This is a genomic window from Segatella cerevisiae (assembly GCF_024054555.1).
GTDB classification, from domain to species: Bacteria; Bacteroidota; Bacteroidia; order Bacteroidales; family Bacteroidaceae; genus Prevotella; species Prevotella cerevisiae.
On the sequence record NZ_JAMXLY010000017.1, the window covers coordinates 1 to 17,276 of the forward strand.

A 17,276-nucleotide genomic window follows, 5' to 3' on the forward strand; every position below is an offset into this window, starting at 1 on the left:
TCATGGCACACAAAAGCGGAATACTCTCATGGTACGACTACCATATCTCCACGGGTAAACTTGAAGGGATAAACAACAAAATCAAGACAATGAAAAGACAGGCGTATGGATATCGGGATGAGAAGTTCTTTGAACTCAAAATTCTATCGCTGCATGATAAAAACTACGCATTTGTCGGATGAACCTAAAACAATAGGTCAAGTTGTTCATGGCACTGGCATTAGCGGAAATCGTCATATAAAGACTCCATGTCCCCTTGCCATATCCCGTCTCTTCAAGTAGTTCACGCTGAGCTGCTTTCAACGGAGTCTCTCCTTTTTCACAAACCCCGCCACAGAGTTCGAAACGGGTCTCTCCCAATGCTTGCCTGTACTGGCGGACCATCACAAACTCCCCCTGAGGTGTAATGGCAATCGTGTTGACCCAGTCAGGATACTCCAACACATAATATTCATCATTGATGACACCTGTAGGTAGTTTAACTTTATCTACTCGTGCAGTAAGCCAAGGTCGCCTAATAAGGTATTTAGAATCGAGTATTTCCCATTTCCCATCATCTTTTCCACTTTTCTCTTTTCGTTCCATTTGCAGAATATTTACTGTTTTATGATACTATATTCAGAAACCTTGCAGCCGGTGTGAGTCATTTCTATCGAGGCTCCCCTATCACCTTCCAGAAATCCTCGGGCAAACTGATATTCTTCACTTGTTTCGCATGCTCAAAAAGCGGTGCGATCTCCTTGGGAGTAAACCCTGCAATTCCACAACCGATACGCGTGACAAGAAAGTGCAGTTGTGGATGCTGACCGGCAAAGGCAATAAACTCATCCACATAGGGACGGATTGTTTCTACACCACCTTCCATGGTAGGGATAGCATAACTCCGCCCTTGAAGTCCCGTACCTTGACCAAGCACTGCGCCATAGTGACGATAAGCTGCAAGTGCAGCACCACCATAGTGCAAACCTTGACCATTACTGCCGAATACGAATATCTCATCGGCCATCAACTGCTTGATATTTTCCGGCGTAATCCTGTTCCTATCCATAACGTAATCATTTGAATACTTATCTATGCAAATATAATCATTTTCTAACAAATAGTTATAAATAAGAGTACGTATTCATGAAAGTCACTGAAAAAAGTGAAATTTTATTTTGCCGTCAAATCGATTTACCGTATATTTGCACAACTAAATATATCGGTCATGGTATTTCTCAGAATATTATTATTTTACGTCATTATATTTGGCATCCTTGCCCTCTGCATCAAATACTTGAAATGGATCGGAAGGAGAGGAGAAACGGAGCCCAAAGCTTCGGCTGAACAGGAAAATATTGGACAAAATCAACAACCGGAAGAACCTGAAGAGCAACCGGAGGAAAAACCTATTCCTGTACCTCCCGTACCACCTGTCAGACCGGTTGTGCAACCTGAGAATAGGACTTATGAACAACAAGAGATTCTACCTCCACCCGTAAACAGATCTTATCAGCGACCTCCAGTCCCGCCGAGAGAACCTGTGAACGAAACACCTTATCCTCCTCAAGAGGAAGGTAATGATGACGAACAACAAAAGGCTGCAAAGAAGAAGAAAAACTTGATTATAACCGGTATTGTCATCTGTATTATTATCTTAGCTTTCATCATCGGCAAACACTCCGGAAAGGGGAACAAGTCTGACGGTGTATCCGACAGCAGTTTGACGGAAACTCCCGCCATAGACAGCGGAGCAGAACAAGACACAACATCTGATGAGGTCGATCAAGATGACAATAATTATGATTGGCTGCAAGGTACATGGGTGGGACAAACGCCCTATGGTACGGTGCAACTCATTATTTCCAATAATCAAATCAAGAGTCAGGACAACAGCGGTATCTCCACTGGTACTTATGTCATCAAGAACGGACAAATCATTGCAACTTACAAAGGCGGACAAACTTTAGCTTATTCCATAGATACCAATAGATATAGAATAGGTTACGGCAAGGGTATCTATCTTTACAAGGGGAGCAGCGATACGCAGATGGAGGAGACTCCTGATGAAAATGAAGACGAAGGGCAAGAGCAAGAAGATAATACGCAAGGAACGGACAACAACAATAAGAATGGACAGAATCAGGAAAAGACAGATTCTGCCAAACATTCCAAGAATACATCCAAACTTCAGAATAAAACTTCCAAATCTGATAAGACCTTAGCAAAGAACCTGAATTCTAGACAAAAGTCTAAAACGGACAAGGCTCTAGCCAAGAATCTTACTTCCAAACAAAAGTCTAAATCCGACAAGACTCTAGCCAAGAATCAAACCACTAAAAAGAATTCTACATCCGATAAGACTTTAGCCAAGAGTCAAGCTTCTAAAAAGAATTCTACATCCGATAAGACTTTAGCCAAGAGTCAAACTTCTAAAAAGAATTCTACATCTAACAAGACTTTAGCTAAGAATCAGACCACTAAAAAGAATTCTACATCTAACAAGACTTTAGCTAAGAACCAAACTTCTAAAAAGAATTCTACATCTAACAAGACTTTAGCTAAGAATCAAACTACTAAAAAGAATTCTACATCTAACAAGACTTTAGCTAAGAATCAAACTACTAAAAAGAATTCTACATCTAACAAGACTTTAGCCAAGAGTCAAACCACTAAAAAGAATTCTACATCTAACAAGACTTTAGCTAAGAGTCAGACCACTAAAAAGAGTTCTACATCTAACAAGACTTTAGCTAAGAGTCAGACCACTAAAAAGAATTCTACATCTAACAAGACTCTAGCCAAGAGTCAGACCACTAAAAAGAATTCTACATCCGACAAGACTCTTGCTAAAAACCAAACTGCTAAAAAGAAGCTCAAATCCGATAAAACTTTAGCTAAAAGCTAAATTTTCTATCAGAGACTTAAATGAGACTTAGCTTTAGCCGAAAACAAATCCGTTCCCTCCCGTTCCCTTCTCATTCCCTATACGTTCCCTCACCGTTCCCTATTTGGGCTTTTTGTTGACAAAACGGTTGTGGCAATCTGTTGACGTGCGTTATCAGGGTGTAAGGACGTACGTCATTAGGGGCTCATGTCGTACGTCTTGACAGTGTAAGGACGTACGTAAACAGAACCCCATAAAGCACGTGAACAGAACCCCATAAAACTTATCAACAGAACCCATAAAACTCATCAATAAAACCTCATGGAACTGTGAGCAGAATGTATAATAGTGTATCAACGAGATTCATTGATAAGTATCAATGACATGTATGGATGTGCATCTTCAGAAGCGAAAACGTGCTCCAATAGAAACGAGAAACATCAAACTCTGTCAGATGAAAGAAAAATCATCTTCAATACTAGCAGCGGAACTGATAAAATCCCTCCCAACAACATCATGAACCTCTATGATAATAAATTCAGGGAAGAAACCGGCAAGAACTGAGCAGCAGACGGAAATGCTTAAAATAGTCACTGTGCCGGACGGCTATGAAAATTTTCCCATATATAATCTGCAACACCACATATATAAAGAGGTGTAAAATGATCCGGATATGTGGTCTGATTTGGATACAGAGAATGATTCGGATATGTGATCCGACTTGGATACAGAGCACAAAGGCAATTAGCCCCAAAATCGGGTGAGAGGTTTAAAATTTATAACTTTGTGGTTGAAAGGCCGCTTCTCAGATGGAAACACGATGAAAAATTACATTCCTTCTCTGAGGTAAAGGGTCTAAAAGTCCGACAAGCTTTGACTCAGTTTATCTAATTATCCCAGTCAACTCCCAGTTTCTTGAGAGCACGAAATCATTTCTTCTTCCGATACGATTTCTCAAATACCTTCCGAAAAACACAATACCTTTCATTGATATTCAATAGCAATCTGAATCCCAAGTCAAGAAGATATTAAAGTTAATCTTACTCAAAAGCAAAAGAATAAACCAATCGTTCTTTGGATTTTTTCAAAATATTGGTTAATTTTGAACTTTGGAAACATTCAATGCTCAACAAATCATCAGAAGCGATTCACGCAAACTGTAGGAAAAGCGTTGTTGTTTTCTATTCATGCAAAGAAAACACTGTTCAGAATAGTTAACCAATTTAAGAATTAGACCGATGAAGGAAAGCAATAGAATCACTCAAATATTCGGGATCAGATACCCTATTATACAAGGTGGAATGGCATGGTGCAGCGGATGGCGGTTAGCCTCAGCTGTAAGCAACGCAGGAGGTTTAGGTTTGTTAGGCGCAAGCACGATGCACCCTGAGGTCCTGAGGGAACATATCCGAAAGATGAAAGCTGTCACGACTAAACCCTGGGGCGTCAATATACCATTGATGTATCCGGAAATGGAAACCCTTGTTCAGATCATCATTGATGAAGGGGTGAAGATCGTATTCACCTCAGCAGGGAATCCGAAGACCTATACCCAAAGGTTCCACGATGCCGGAATAAAAGTAGCCCATGTTGTATCTAGCAGTAAATTCGCTGAAAAAAGTGAATCTGCCGGTGTCGATGCCATTGTCGCTGAAGGATTCGAGGCAGGCGGCCATAATGGAAGAGAAGAAACCACTACCCTCGCCCTGATTCCACAGGTCAGGAAAGCCACCCGTCTCCCTCTCATTGCTGCAGGAGGTATTGCTTCCGGTGAGGCGATACTGGCAATGGAAGCATTAGGGGCTGAAGGCGTACAGATAGGAACGCTCTTTGCATTGTCACGGGAAAGTTCCGCTGCCGATTCCTTCAAGGAGAAGTGCACCTCATTAAAAGAAGGCGATACCATGCTCTGTCTCAAGAAGATCGCGCCGACACGCATGGTCAAGAATGCTCTTTTCCAACGTCTCTCACAGGCTGAGAACAATGGGGCTGAAGTAGAAGAACTCCGTACGATATTAGGGAAAAAGGCTGCAAAAGCAGGTATCTTCGAAGGTGACACTGAGAACGGTGAACTCGAGATCGGTGAAATAGCATCTTCCATTCATTCTATCAATACGGTCAAAGAAATCATGTGCCAACTCTTGACGGAGTATCAAGATACCAAGAAGCGCATCCTCTCCTGTCCTGAGGAATGAGTCTTTGTCTATCACAAGAATAAAAAGTTAATATGGACAGAATCTGATGTTGTGCAAATGACTTATTTGTCAAGACAGCAAACCGAGCATCCGCTCTTTATGTTGTCATCTACAAATCCGTTGTCCACACGGATACGAGAATAAGTTGATCGGCACGAAATGAGAAAATTTGATTCAGAAGTTCCAATCTTTTAGCGGACGAGATTCCTCGGCTGCCTTTACAACAGCATATACCGTTGCCCTCTTCAATAGACCGAATAATTTTATAAAAGACGGTGTCTTGAAATCTCAAGACCTCGTCTTTTTATTCTTTTTAAACTTATTTCTTTCAGGTTTAATTCTTTTAGGTTCGATACATTCAGGTTCAATCCTTTCAAGTTCCCTTTGAATACGGTTTACATTCCCGACCTTGACGATCAGAGGAACTTTTTCAACCATCACGTTACTCGTGTCCAATCCAAATGCAGCAGGGATACTTTGCTTCATCTTGGAGAGGAAGTTGTATGTTCCCATGATCATCTTCTTCGACATCGTAAGCGTGCTGACGGAAGTATAGATACGTTTGATGATCACAAACACAAAATTCCCGGGGATCCCTTCTTTCTTCAAGGAAGGATAGCAACTGGCCAGATCAAATTCATGACTGGCGACCAGATCTTCTATGATCTGTCGGAAATACTGGTTGACATAAGGTTGTACTCTAAAGCCCAACCGGACATTGACTCTGAAGAGAGTATCAGGGATCAGAGAGGTAAAAGAATAAGCCAATGTAGACGGTTCATCCTCATAAGACACATGGAGCAACCAATAATGATCAGCTCTCACCGGGTGCTTGTTGATGATGGAATACATGATCTTCTGTTCTACTTCATAGTCCTTGCTCAGTTTGCTCAAATACACCACGTTCGTGGCAAACTTCGGGATCGAATCGTCAGCCTTGATGTCCGAGAGGACCTGAAAATATTTCCGGATATCCAAAGGCAGCACCTGAGTATTCCTGATCCGTGACGCATTGTACCAGACATACATGATGAAAGAAATGATGCCGGCCAGAGACAACGTCACCCAACCGCCATGGACAAACTTGAACAGATTGGCAATCAAGAAAAGGGACTCCATGCATACGAAGAACGTGATGACCGGGAACACGATCCACTTGCTCACCCGCCGCTGAAGCATGAATTCCCGAAGGAGAAGTGTCGTCATCAGCATCGTGATCGTGATGGCCAGTCCATAGGCAGCCTCCATCCTAGAAGAGTTTCCGAAGAAAATGACGACCAGAGAGACACAAAGCCACAGACAGAGATTCACGATAGGGATATATAACTGTCCCTTGATGTCTGTAGGATATTTGATACGCTGACGCGGCCAGAAGGACAAGTTCATCGCTTCACTGAAGATGGTGAAGGAGCCACTGATCAAAGCCTGACTGGCAATGATCGCGGCAATGGTTGCCATTAAGATACCGAAGAACAGCATGCCATGAGGCATGATCGCATAAAAAGGATTCAGTTCGGGGGAAAGACTGCCACGATGAGCAATAATCCATGCCCCCTGACCCAAATAACTCAAGAGAAGGGTAATCTTCACGAAGACCCAACTGATCCGGATGTTCTTTTCTCCACAATGTCCAAGATCAGAATACAAGGCTTCCGCTCCTGTCGTACACAAGAACACTGCCCCCAAGATGAGAAACCATTGCGGATCATGGATGAGCAGGCGGATGGCATAATAGGGATTGAAAGCATAAAGTATGTGCGCATAATCACTGATATGAGCCAAACCAATTATTCCGATCATAGAGAACCAGATGAACATCAAAGGTCCGAACAAGCGCCCTATCTTCTCTGTACCAAACTGCTGGATAAAGAACAGGACTGTGATGATACACAGACAGATAGGGATGACAGGTGTAGAAGGTTCGTAAGCTTTCAAACCTTCCACGGCAGACATCACCGTAATAGACGGCGTGATCACCCCATCAGCAATCAAAGTACTCGACCCGATGATCGCCACCAGATAAAGCCAGCGCTTGCGGTGCTTGCGGATCAGTGCATAGAGAGCAAGAATACCGCCTTCACCGTTATTGTCAGCCTGCAATGCCAAAATAACGTATTTTACAGTAGTTTGCAGAGTAATGGTCCAGATAATACAAGACACAGCTCCAATGATATAATCAGGATCTATCACTTGAGTCGCACCTACAATTGCCCTCATGACATAAAGAGGGGAGGTACCGATATCTCCGTAAACAATACCAAGAGTTACAATAAGTCCCCAAAAGCTAAGACGATGACATTGCTTGTGACCCACGTTATCTTGAAAAGCCATAATTCTTATATTTTCTATACAACGAACGCAAAATTAACATTTTTCTATTTCATCCTATCATTTATATAGATATTTCTAAAGTTATATGAATTATTTAACACTTGTACATATCTTTTTAATTTGCTACGCAGACCGTGACTTTCCCATGTGGATAACTGATAAAAAGAACACGGTAAAAATATAACTACACTCCTGTAATCCAATAACTTCAGGCGATGAGCAGTCTGACCCGAACCAAATGCTCTGAACAATAGGAAGAAAACAGTCAGTCTGTAAACTGTTGGATCAGCAGCCAAATATTCAAGATGGTCACAATGGCCGCAATGGTGTAGAGGAAAATCGTGTTCCACAGCCGATTGGCATATTTCCCCATGACCTTTTTGGAAGACGTCAACCTCACCTGAAGAAAAACTGTAAAAGGCAACTGGATACTCAAGATCATCTGGGAATAAATCAGGCCTTGAAAAGGATTGGATATGAAGAAAATCATCAGAAGGGCAACACCTAAAGAAATCAAGATACCAACAACGGAGTGTGTATCATGGGAGTTATAAGACTCCCCGAAAAGCCCGGCGAAAATACTGCCTGCAGCCATTCCACTCGTTATCGTACTCGAAATACCCGCCAAGAGCAAAGCTATCGCAAAGATATTAGCGGCATTGTTTCCCAATAAAGGTTGTAACATCACTTGTGCCTGGGAGAGTTCTTCCACATGCTCGCCATGCCCGTAGAAAGTTGAGGCGGCAAGTATGATCATTGAAGAGTTGATAGCCCAACCGACGATCATAGAGAAAAGGGTGTCAAAGAATTCATACTTGAGCATGTGCTGAATCCGTGCTTCCCCCTTGGCATTGATTTGGCGGCTCTGGATGATTTCTGAATGCAGGAAGAGATTGTGTGGCATGACGACAGCTCCGAGGACACTCATAATGATGAGCAGTGAGCCATGAGGAACAGAAGGAACAAATGTACTGTAGATGGTCGTGCCCCAGTCAATGTGAATCAAGAAAAGTTCATAGACAAAAGACAAGCCTATCAGAGAGACGAACCCGATGATCACGCGTTCAATCTTCTTATAGGAATTGGTAAAGATCAGAATCAGGACAGCAGCAGTGATCAGAAGAGCACCCATAGGAATCGGGATGCCAAAGAGCATTTGCAAGGCAATGGCACCTCCCAAGATCTCCGCCAGAGAGGTGGAAATACTTGCCAATACTGCACTGATAACAATAGGCCGTCCAACCCATTTAGGCGAATATTTCACAGCAGCCTCACTCAGGCACAATCCGGTGACAATTCCCAAATGCGCGACATTATGCTGCAACGCTATCAGCATAATCGTGGAGAGGGTGACGACCCACAAAAGTACATATCCGTATTCCGAACCTGCAGCAAAATTACTGGCCCAGTTGCCCGGATCTATGAAGCCTACAGTAACCAGAAGTCCCGGTCCAATGTATTTGAGAATATCCAGACCACCCAGGACATGGGGATGGTTCTTGTTTTGAAGTTCTTTGATAATATTCATCCTGTCAAAATCAGATATGGTTCAGGTCTTCCGCCAACACGTCCCGTCTATTCCTGCCCCTTTAATTGGAAAGAGTGAAGAAGTCAATTCTTGATAAGATTTTCAAATATGCCTCCCGGACTCAACAGTCTTATGGGGATATTGAGAATTTCCATCACCTCCCGGTCTGCCCTATCCGGTTTTTCAGACAACCAAGGGCGCACATTAAGTAACGTTTATTTCGGGCTCTTTCCAAGGTCAGATGATACGATATTGGCATCCACGTTCGTATCTTTTATCCCTTCCCCGCCTTCTTTCTCAGTAAGTTTTGCAACTAACTCCTGTTCTTTTTCAAACTTTTCCCTCATCTTGTTCAAGGCAGTCTGAGTCTTTTCTATCTGGGCATGGAGACGGGTGATTTCCGTATCTTTTGCCCCAATCTCATCCCCTTGATTCTTCATAGTCGTCAACATACCCTCAAGTTGCTCATTGTCAATTTCTTCAGGATAGAGGTTATCTACCCGGTTGATAAAATCACCCAGGATGTTCATGTAGTTTGTAAACGCGTCAAACGGACTGTTATAGATTCCCCTGTCCAGGCCGACATTACTAGGTTTGGTCGTCATAAACCGGAAATTATTGCTGGCCTGCAGATAGTTCCAGTCTTGATTGATTCTGGGGTCATTGGCTATGCGGACGCGGTCAGCCACACTATAGAGTTTGTTGAAAGCTTCCCTCTGCATCGGGTTTCCCAGCCAAGGACTGACATCCCTCTCCTCATCTATCCAACTCAAGGTATCAGGAACATCCAGGACATCGACACTTTCCTCCTTTGAGAAGATGTCGGAAGGTGTGGAGAATGTAATATTCTGCTTTCTGGCAAACTCCGGCAAAGCTTTGAAGAAGTCAAGGATATGACAGGAAAGCGGTTGTGAAATCCCCAAGGCAGAGAGTTCCATAAAGATATTGATGATCCGTTCCTTCTCAGGAAAAGCGGCAATCTTATTGATATACTGGTCAGCAAATAAAGGATAGCCACTCCATGTACGGTCATTGAAACGCAGTGAAATATCGTCACTCAGATTAATGTCACGCAACAGCAATTTCAAATCAGGAGCCAGAGCACAACGATAGACATAGTGAGGACTCTTCCATCCCAGTACATGCTTGGCACCTTCTGTCAGCATGCCATCAAAACCCATATTCGCAGCCAGTTCCCCGATGTCGTCACTATATATAAGGGAGGAATTGCGGAGCACCTTCGGTTTGTTCCCGAAGTATTCCTGGATAATTCCCATCTGCTTAGTGACGTCAGCCTTGAAACTCTCTTTATTCGCCAGTGAAGAAAGGCCATGGGAATAAGGTTCGGCAAGAAACTCCACACAACCTGTACTGTTCAGTTCCTGCAGTTTCTCCAAGACCTGAGGCGCATGCACCTCCAGTTGTTCTATGCCGACACCGCTCAGGGAGAAGGCAACCTTGAAATAGCCGTCGTTCTCCTTGATCATCTGCAATAAAGCGTCCAAGGCAGGCATATAACTGTTCTTGGCGATATTCGTAATCGTCTGCTCGTTGGCAAAATCATTATAATAATAGTGATCAGTACCAATATCAAAGAAACGATACCGTTTCAGATGAATGATCTGATGTATTTCGAAATATAAACAAATCGTTTTCATATTATTGCTTTTTAGGATTAGTCTTATCAATCGACGGCCTATTTCCAGCCTAATGTCCTCATATAGAGTTCTCTGATCCAAGTACCCACTTTCTCCCATGTGATACCCGCAACTTCCCTCATCCCTTCTTCGGAAAGATACTGGAACAAACTTTCATTGTGGCAGATGGAATAGATGGCATCTGCCATGGCGTGGATATCCCAATAATCGACCTTAATGCAGTTCTGGAGAATCTCGGCACAACCGCTCTGTTTGGAGATGATCGTCGGAGTGCCGCATTCCATCGCTTCCAAAGGCGATATTCCGAAAGGCTCACTGACAGAAGGCATCACATAGACATCTGAATTTTTCAGACATTTGTATACATCATTGCCATGCATGAATCCGGGAAAATGAAATCGGTCTGCTATCCCTCTTTCAGCTGCCAGATAAATCATATCATCCATCATGTCTCCCGAACCTGCCATGCAAAAACGGATATTGCGGGTACGATGCAACACCATATCCGCCGCTTCCACGAAATATTCAGGTCCTTTCTGCATCGTGATCCTGCCCAGGAAAGTCACGATCTTCTCCTTATTGAAATGATTCGGACGGGGAAATGCGGCAGCCTGCGGATTCAGAGGATAAACGGCATTATGGACAGTAAACACCTTGCGCGGGTCTTGATGGTACTCATTGATGACCGTGTGGCGCGTCAGATCCGACACGCACATAATGCAATCAGCGTGATCCATCCCATCCTTCTCGATCCCGTACACTGTAGGATTGACGTGTCCCCGGCTACGGTCGAAGTCTGTAGCATGCACATGGATGCACAAAGGTTTCCCGCTCACCTGTTTGGCATGGATCCCTGCAGGATAAGTCAACCAGTCATGCGCATGGATAATGTCGAAATCTATCGTGCGGGCCACGACACCTGCAATGATCGAATAGTTGTTGATCTCATCATTAAGGTTTGCAGGATAACCCCCCGCGAATCCCATACACCCGAGGTCATTCAGAGGCATATAGTTGAAATCCGCATAGATGTGGTCACGGAACTTGAAATACCAGTCAGGATCCATCAAATTACCTATACGGTCTTTCACTTGGTTGTAGTTGACATTGCGGTAAGCGATCGGCACGCAATTCATAGCTACGATACGGGAAAAAGAATGGTCCTCATCGCCAAAAGGTCTTGGCAGACAAAGAGTGGTCTCTATGTCTCCCTGAGCGTGCAGGCCCTCGGTAATTCCATAATTTGCCGTGGCCAGGCCGCCGAACACATGAGGAGGATACTCCCACCCAAACATTAATACTTTCATTTTGATCCCCCTTCTTTACTTACTTTTGGTCTGATTGATTATTTGCCTGTTCGAGGAGTTCAAGTGCTCGCAGGATTTCTCCTACATTCACGGCAAAGGAAATGGCGCCGCGACCTGAGAAAGGCGGATTGCCGTCAAAGAATTCGCAGATCGTGCCGATGCAGTGTGTGGACATCTCATCTTCGTACCCGACCATGAGACGTTCCAGAAAACTCAATCGGCTGCGCTTATAGAGTTTGATGCAGGCTTCGATATAGAAACCTTCCAACCAAGGCCAGGCTGTACCTTGATGATAGGCATAGTCGCGTTGGTTTTGCGGGCCTACATAGATAGGGTTATAACCGTCACTTCTCGGAGACAGAGAGCGCAGTCCTTTAGAAGTCAACAACTCGCGGGTACAGTAGTCCAGTACGGTTCTCTTCTGCTCTTGGGACAAAGGCGAATAGTCCAATGCAACTGCAAAGATCATATTTGGACGGACACTCCAATCGGGTGTCTCTTCATCTACAAAATCGAAAAGATAGCCCCATTTGTTGACAAAAGTTTTCAGGAAACTTGTCTTTACTTGTTCTGCTTTCAGCCTCAACTTTTCCGCGAAAGCCCGGTCCCCGGCAGAATCAGCCAGTTCAAAGCCGAAACAGAGCGCATTGTACCATAAAGCATTGAACTCTACGATATAACCCGTCCGAGGGACTACAGGTCTGCCGTTAGCCGTAGAATTCATCCACGTCATTGCCTCGTCCTTACCTTCCGTGAACAGCAGTCCGTTGTCTCTGAGTTGCATATTCGGATGCTGGTCATTGACGATGAATTTAAGAATATCATCCAGGAGTTTGCCATACATCTTCACGCACTTCTCTTTACCGGCCTCCTTGGCATACTGCTGTATAGCCCAAACACACCATAGAGGGACATCGGGTTTGTCGAGCTCGTAAATCTTCTTCGTTATCGGCTGATGGTTCATAAACTCCTCCAAAGCTGTCCCGGCCGTCTTCATGATGAGTTCGAAATAATCATACTCTTCTATGGAAAGGGTCAGCCCGGGCAATGCAATGAAAGTGTCACGCGCCCGGCATTTGAACCAGGGATAACCGGCAAGAATATAGCGGTCATCATTATCCGCATGAATATGAAACTGGTGGGCAGCGTCTACGAGGCAATGGAAGAAATTGTTTCGGGGCACCCGCTTGTCAATTTCTTTCTCACACAGTGCCTCCAAACTCTCGGTTTGACTTTCACTCGTCGAGGCAGCAAAGACAATGCTCTCTCCCTTCTTAATGCCCATCTCGAAATAGCCCGGCACATACAAGTCCTCGTCAGAAGCATAACCGCGCTCCTGCTCTTTCGGGTATTCCAGTCCCCTGTACCAATCCGGTTGGAAATGGAAGGTATTGCCTTTGGAGAACTGCATATACAAATCAGGATAACCCGCATACATACAAGTTTTGATTCCTTTTTCCACTTCTGAATAATCCCGGCTGGCAACACTGTTTTCATGCGTAAACTGTTTGACGCTGCGAAAAGCCAGGAAAGGCCGGAATTGGAGAATGGTATCAGAATGTGCATCTACCAGCGTATAGCGGATCAATATGCGGTTTTCATAGTGTTGGAACACCGTCTCCTTTTTGAGAATGACACCGCCGACACGATAGATGGTGGCAGGAACTTTGTCACAGTTGTATTCCCGTATATACTTATGGCCATTAGGACTGAAATGGTTTCCCTGGTATTTGTGCACTCCAAGATTGAAACGAGCCCCATGCTGGATGACAGACACGTCAAGGGAACTCAGTAAAACATGATTATCATCATCCAACTCAGGAACCGGGACAACCAGCAGTCCGTGGTATTTGCGAGTATTGCAATCTACAATCGTAGAACAATAATATGCCCCAGAACGATTAGTACCCAAAATCTCTTTCTGCAAGGATTCCTGTAGATTAGACATCAAAGCATGCTCGAATTTAAGATAACTCATAGGTCTGAATTAAGGTTGATAATTAATGCCAAATCGAATAAGTGCTTTCCGGAAGAGAGGTCTTAGAGAGATCACCTATTGCACTTCAAAGTTAATAAAATAGATTGGATGACCCAAATTATTATTCTGTTTTTTGTTCAAGATAATAGGATTACATACTAAATCATATAATTATAATAAAAAGAATAGCAAATTTGACCAATTTTATGTACTTTTGCAACAAAAGGCAATCTGACTTTAAGATATTAATGTACTTAAAAGGTCTTCAAGCAGATAATTGATCATTACTCTTTACAAGTATGGTATCCAAGACTGACATTACTATAGAGAAAACGGCACGGCGGATCGCCGCCTTATGGAAATCTATGACTGACACAGAGTATCAAGAGTTACTCGACCATCTCTGCATCCGTCAATACAAGCCGAAAGAGACGATCTACAAGGATTTTGAGAGTCCAGTGGATGTCATGTGCCTGATGCAGGGTAAAGTCAAAGTCCTGAAAGACGGCATAGGGGGAAGAAAGCAGATCGTCAGGGTCATCAAACCCATAGAATTCTTCAGTTATAGAGCCGCCTTTGCCCATGAAGACTACAAGACCTCAGCCATATCCTTTGAAAGTTGTACCATCGCCCTCATCCCTGTGGAATTGGTGAAGAAATTCATGGAAGAAAACTTTGAGATCTGCCGTTATTTCATCCAAAGGCTTGCCAAAGAATTGGGCATATCTGATGACCGAACGGTCAACCTGACTCAAAAACACATCCGCGGTAGACTTGCAGAGACTCTTCTCTTCCTGAAAAACCGTTATGGCATCAAGGAGGACGGCTCTACAAACATTTTCCTCTGCAGGGAAGACTTGGCCAATCTCTCGAATATGACAACGAGCAATGCCATCCGGACTTTGTCTGCATTCGCGAACGAAGGTCTAATAGCAGTGGACGGACGGAAAATAAAAATCCTCAAAGAGAAGACGTTGAAAGAAATCTCCCAAACAGAATAAGTTGCTCTTTCGGGCAAAGAACGCTCTTTTTAATTTCTGAGGATCATTTTGCCTCATCGGCAAAGAGTTTCTTAATCACCTCTACTTTTTCATTGACCGGCAGAAGCCCGTCAATCCAATGAATCGTAAAGCCTCGTCTCTCCATTCCTCTGAACCATGTCATCTGACGCTTGGCAAACTGATGAATGGCAATTTCCAATTGTCTGAACATTTCGTCATAGGTGAGTTTGCCGATGACAAATTCCGTAATATATTTGTATTCAAGGCCATAATAGATCAAGTCATCCGCTGCTATACCACTGTCCAACAGTCCTTTGATCTCATCCACCATCCCATGCTCCAGGCGTTCCTTCAATCTCCCGGTAATCCTTGCCCTACGTACATCTCTATCAACACGAATGCCGACAATCAAAGACTTGATATCCGGGAAATCCCTCTCCTCGGCCGGATACTCCAGTGAATAAGATTCGATTTCAATCGCCCTAATAGCACGCTGGCAAGAGTCGACATCAGTCTGATTATGCATCGCACTCCCCGCCCTGTCTTTCAGGTCTTCAAGAATCTTCGTCAGTTCCGGCAAAGACTTCTCTTTCAACTGCTCCCTCAGTTCCGGATTTTGAGGAACGGTTGACAAGCGGTATCTTTTGAGGATAGATTCAATATATAGTCCTGTCCCTCCACAGAGAACAGGCAAGTGTCCATTGCCGCGTATTTTCCGATAGGCCTCCAGGAAGTCCTGTTGATAACGGTAAAGGTTATACTTTGTTCCAGGGGCACAGATATCTATCAGATAATAAGGTACGACATGTCCGTTTATACAATAGTCAGCCAAGTCTTTCCCGGTCCCTATATCCATTCCCCGATACACCTGGCGACTGTCGGCGCTGATGATCTCACCCCCCATCGCATCAGCCAAGGCAACAGCCAAAGCTGTTTTTCCGGTGGCGGTAGGCCCCAGAATCGTAATCATATCAGGTCTTTTAGAACAACTCATAGAAAGCAGATAATGAAAAAGCCGTTCAGCAAACACTGAACGGCCCTTTTATGTAACTTATTAAAAAATTACTTGTTATTGTACTTGTTCATGACCTTGATCAGATCTACAACTTTGTGGCTGTATCCGAACTCGTTGTCATACCAAGAAACGATCTTTACGAAGTTGTCTGTGAGGTGAACACCTGCAGTAGCATCGTAGATAGATGTCAATGGGCAATCCAGGAAGTCAGAAGAAACAACAGCCTCGTCTGTATAACCCAGGATACCTTTCAGGTTAGTCTCAGATGCCTTCTTCATAGCAGCGTCGATGTCAGCCTGAGTAGCAGACTTCTTCAAGTTAACTGTCAAGTCAACAACAGAAACATCCAAAGTAGGAACACGCATTGAGATACCAGTCAGTTTGCCATTCAACTCAGGGATGACTTTGCCAACAGCCTTAGCAGCACCAGTTGTAGATGGGATGATGTTGCCAGAAGCAGCACGGCCACCACGCCAGTCTTTACCACCCTTAGCAGGACCGTCAACGGTCAACTGAGTAGCAGTGGTAGAGTGAACGGTTGTCATCAAACCGGTTTCAATACCGAAGTTATCATTCAGAACCTTGGCAATAGGAGCCAAGCAGTTTGTTGTGCAAGAAGCGTTGGAAACGATCTTCTGGCCAGCATATTTGTCGGTATTAACACCGCAAACGAACATATCAGCCTGACGGCCGTCTTCGCCCTTCTTAGAAGGTGCAGAAAGAACTACATATTTAGCACCAGCTTTCAAGTGCTTCTCGGCACGATCCATTGTCAAATAGAAACCAGTAGATTCTACGACATATTCAGCACCTACTTCAGCCCATTTGATATTCTCGGCATCACGCTCAGCAAAGCAGCGAATGTCACGACCATTTACGGTCAGAGTGTGGTCATTCTTAACAGAAACGGTACCGTTGAAACGTCCGTGCATTGTATCATACTTCAGAAGGTAAGCAAGATAATCAACTGACAGAAGGTCATTGATACCTACTACTTCAACATCTTTCTTGTTTGCATCTTCAAGAGTTGACCGGAAAACGAAACGACCAATACGACCGAAACCGTTAATACCAATTTTAATCATTTTATTTTTTTGTTTAAAGGGTTAAATAATATCCTAATCACATTGTCTTTTACACTCACCAGAACAAAAGCCCGACTTTACGCCCGCAGATCGTCTGTTTGGATTTTCCGCGCCTGTCTCTTGCTTCTTGCAAAATTCCAGGTTTCAGACCGCTTTGTCCAAGCTTTCTTCCTTTTTCATTCGCAAAGATACAAAATTTTTTCTATATTTGCATCGTATAATTGTATTAAATTATTTAAAAAAGGTGAGCTTGGGCTTTTGAGTTGCACCATACCTTACAAGAAAGTTACAAGACTGCCACATAGATATTAC

12 protein-coding genes and 1 pseudogene are annotated in these 17,276 nt (G+C 43.7%); 4 read left to right on the top strand and 9 right to left on the bottom strand.

Annotated features, from left to right (window positions below):
• Positions 1–182, top strand: a 182-nt coding sequence (locus tag NG821_RS05910) for a transposase (protein ID WP_252760546.1), incomplete at its 5' end; no start/stop codon positions are given.
• A 4-nt stretch (positions 183–186) separates the two neighbouring features.
• Here NG821_RS05910 and NG821_RS05915 read toward each other — a convergent pair.
• Positions 187–585: pseudogene (locus NG821_RS05915) on the bottom strand (NUDIX hydrolase); the annotation flags it as partial.
• Between the two features lie 64 nt (positions 586–649).
• Positions 650–1,048, bottom strand: a complete 399-nt coding sequence (locus NG821_RS05920) for an A1S_2505 family phage non-structural protein (RefSeq protein WP_252760739.1) — start codon at positions 1,046–1,048, stop codon at positions 650–652.
• 159 nt (positions 1,049–1,207) lie between these two features.
• Between NG821_RS05920 and NG821_RS05925 the strand changes: the two genes are divergently transcribed.
• Both NG821_RS05925 and NG821_RS05930 read left to right on the top strand, forming a co-directional pair.
• Complete coding sequence (locus NG821_RS05925) at positions 1,208–2,887, top strand: hypothetical protein (RefSeq protein ID WP_252760740.1); 1,680 nt, start codon at positions 1,208–1,210, stop codon at positions 2,885–2,887.
• A 1,217-nt stretch (positions 2,888–4,104) separates the two neighbouring features.
• Entirely contained in the window at positions 4,105–5,061 is a 957-nt protein-coding gene (locus NG821_RS05930) for an NAD(P)H-dependent flavin oxidoreductase (protein ID WP_252760741.1), read from the top strand.
• A 288-nt stretch (positions 5,062–5,349) separates the two neighbouring features.
• On the opposite strand, the gene NG821_RS05935 is transcribed toward NG821_RS05930, so the two are convergent.
• From NG821_RS05935 to NG821_RS05955, 5 genes are all read right to left on the bottom strand, one after another.
• Positions 5,350–7,392 carry a KUP/HAK/KT family potassium transporter gene (locus NG821_RS05935; protein WP_252760742.1) on the bottom strand — a complete coding sequence of 681 codons (2,043 nt, stop codon included), beginning with the start codon at positions 7,390–7,392 and terminating at the stop codon, positions 5,350–5,352.
• Between the two features lie 265 nt (positions 7,393–7,657).
• Positions 7,658–8,920, bottom strand: coding sequence for an Nramp family divalent metal transporter (locus tag NG821_RS05940; RefSeq protein ID WP_252760743.1), 1,263 nt, complete (start codon positions 8,918–8,920; stop codon positions 7,658–7,660).
• Between the two features lie 215 nt (positions 8,921–9,135).
• On the bottom strand, positions 9,136–10,578 hold the full coding sequence (locus NG821_RS05945; RefSeq protein WP_252760744.1) for a glycoside hydrolase family 57 protein: 1,443 nt from the start codon (positions 10,576–10,578) through the stop codon (positions 9,136–9,138).
• Positions 10,579–10,616: 38 nt separating this feature from the next.
• Positions 10,617–11,885: a glycosyltransferase family 4 protein gene (locus tag NG821_RS05950; protein ID WP_252760745.1), complete on the bottom strand. Its 1,269-nt coding sequence runs from the start codon at positions 11,883–11,885 to the stop codon at positions 10,617–10,619.
• A 19-nt stretch (positions 11,886–11,904) separates the two neighbouring features.
• Positions 11,905–13,863, bottom strand: a complete 1,959-nt coding sequence (locus NG821_RS05955) for a glycogen debranching enzyme N-terminal domain-containing protein (protein ID WP_252760746.1) — start codon at positions 13,861–13,863, stop codon at positions 11,905–11,907.
• A 299-nt stretch (positions 13,864–14,162) separates the two neighbouring features.
• Between NG821_RS05955 and NG821_RS05960 the strand changes: the two genes are divergently transcribed.
• Positions 14,163–14,864, top strand: a complete 702-nt coding sequence (locus tag NG821_RS05960) for a Crp/Fnr family transcriptional regulator (protein ID WP_252760747.1) — start codon at positions 14,163–14,165, stop codon at positions 14,862–14,864.
• Positions 14,865–14,907: 43 nt separating this feature from the next.
• On the opposite strand, the gene miaA is transcribed toward NG821_RS05960, so the two are convergent.
• Positions 14,908–15,834: a tRNA (adenosine(37)-N6)-dimethylallyltransferase MiaA gene (gene miaA, locus NG821_RS05965; protein ID WP_252760748.1), complete on the bottom strand. Its 927-nt coding sequence runs from the start codon at positions 15,832–15,834 to the stop codon at positions 14,908–14,910.
• Positions 15,835–15,926: 92 nt separating this feature from the next.
• Entirely contained in the window at positions 15,927–16,964 is a 1,038-nt protein-coding gene (gap, locus tag NG821_RS05970; protein ID WP_252760749.1) for a type I glyceraldehyde-3-phosphate dehydrogenase, read from the bottom strand.
• Positions 16,965–17,276: the final 312 nt, after the last annotated feature.

What these genes read in the sequence shown, in the direction of transcription:
- NG821_RS05920 (WP_252760739.1), bottom strand. Translation starts at nt 1,048, where the DNA reads ATGGATAGGAACAGGATTACGCCGGAAAATATCAAGCAGTTGATGGCC.
- gap (WP_252760749.1), bottom strand. Translation starts at nt 16,964, where the DNA reads ATGATTAAAATTGGTATTAACGGTTTCGGTCGTATTGGTCGTTTCGTT.
- NG821_RS05955 (WP_252760746.1), bottom strand. Translation starts at nt 13,863, where the DNA reads ATGAGTTATCTTAAATTCGAGCATGCTTTGATGTCTAATCTACAGGAA.
- miaA (WP_252760748.1), bottom strand. Translation starts at nt 15,834, where the DNA reads ATGATTACGATTCTGGGGCCTACCGCCACCGGAAAAACAGCTTTGGCT.
- NG821_RS05940 (WP_252760743.1), bottom strand. Translation starts at nt 8,920, where the DNA reads ATGAATATTATCAAAGAACTTCAAAACAAGAACCATCCCCATGTCCTG.
- NG821_RS05950 (WP_252760745.1), bottom strand. Translation starts at nt 11,885, where the DNA reads ATGAAAGTATTAATGTTTGGGTGGGAGTATCCTCCTCATGTGTTCGGC.
- NG821_RS05925 (WP_252760740.1), top strand. Translation starts at nt 1,208, where the DNA reads ATGGTATTTCTCAGAATATTATTATTTTACGTCATTATATTTGGCATC.
- NG821_RS05945 (WP_252760744.1), bottom strand. Translation starts at nt 10,578, where the DNA reads ATGAAAACGATTTGTTTATATTTCGAAATACATCAGATCATTCATCTG.
- NG821_RS05930 (WP_252760741.1), top strand. Translation starts at nt 4,105, where the DNA reads ATGAAGGAAAGCAATAGAATCACTCAAATATTCGGGATCAGATACCCT.
- NG821_RS05935 (WP_252760742.1), bottom strand. Translation starts at nt 7,392, where the DNA reads ATGGCTTTTCAAGATAACGTGGGTCACAAGCAATGTCATCGTCTTAGC.
- NG821_RS05960 (WP_252760747.1), top strand. Translation starts at nt 14,163, where the DNA reads ATGGTATCCAAGACTGACATTACTATAGAGAAAACGGCACGGCGGATC.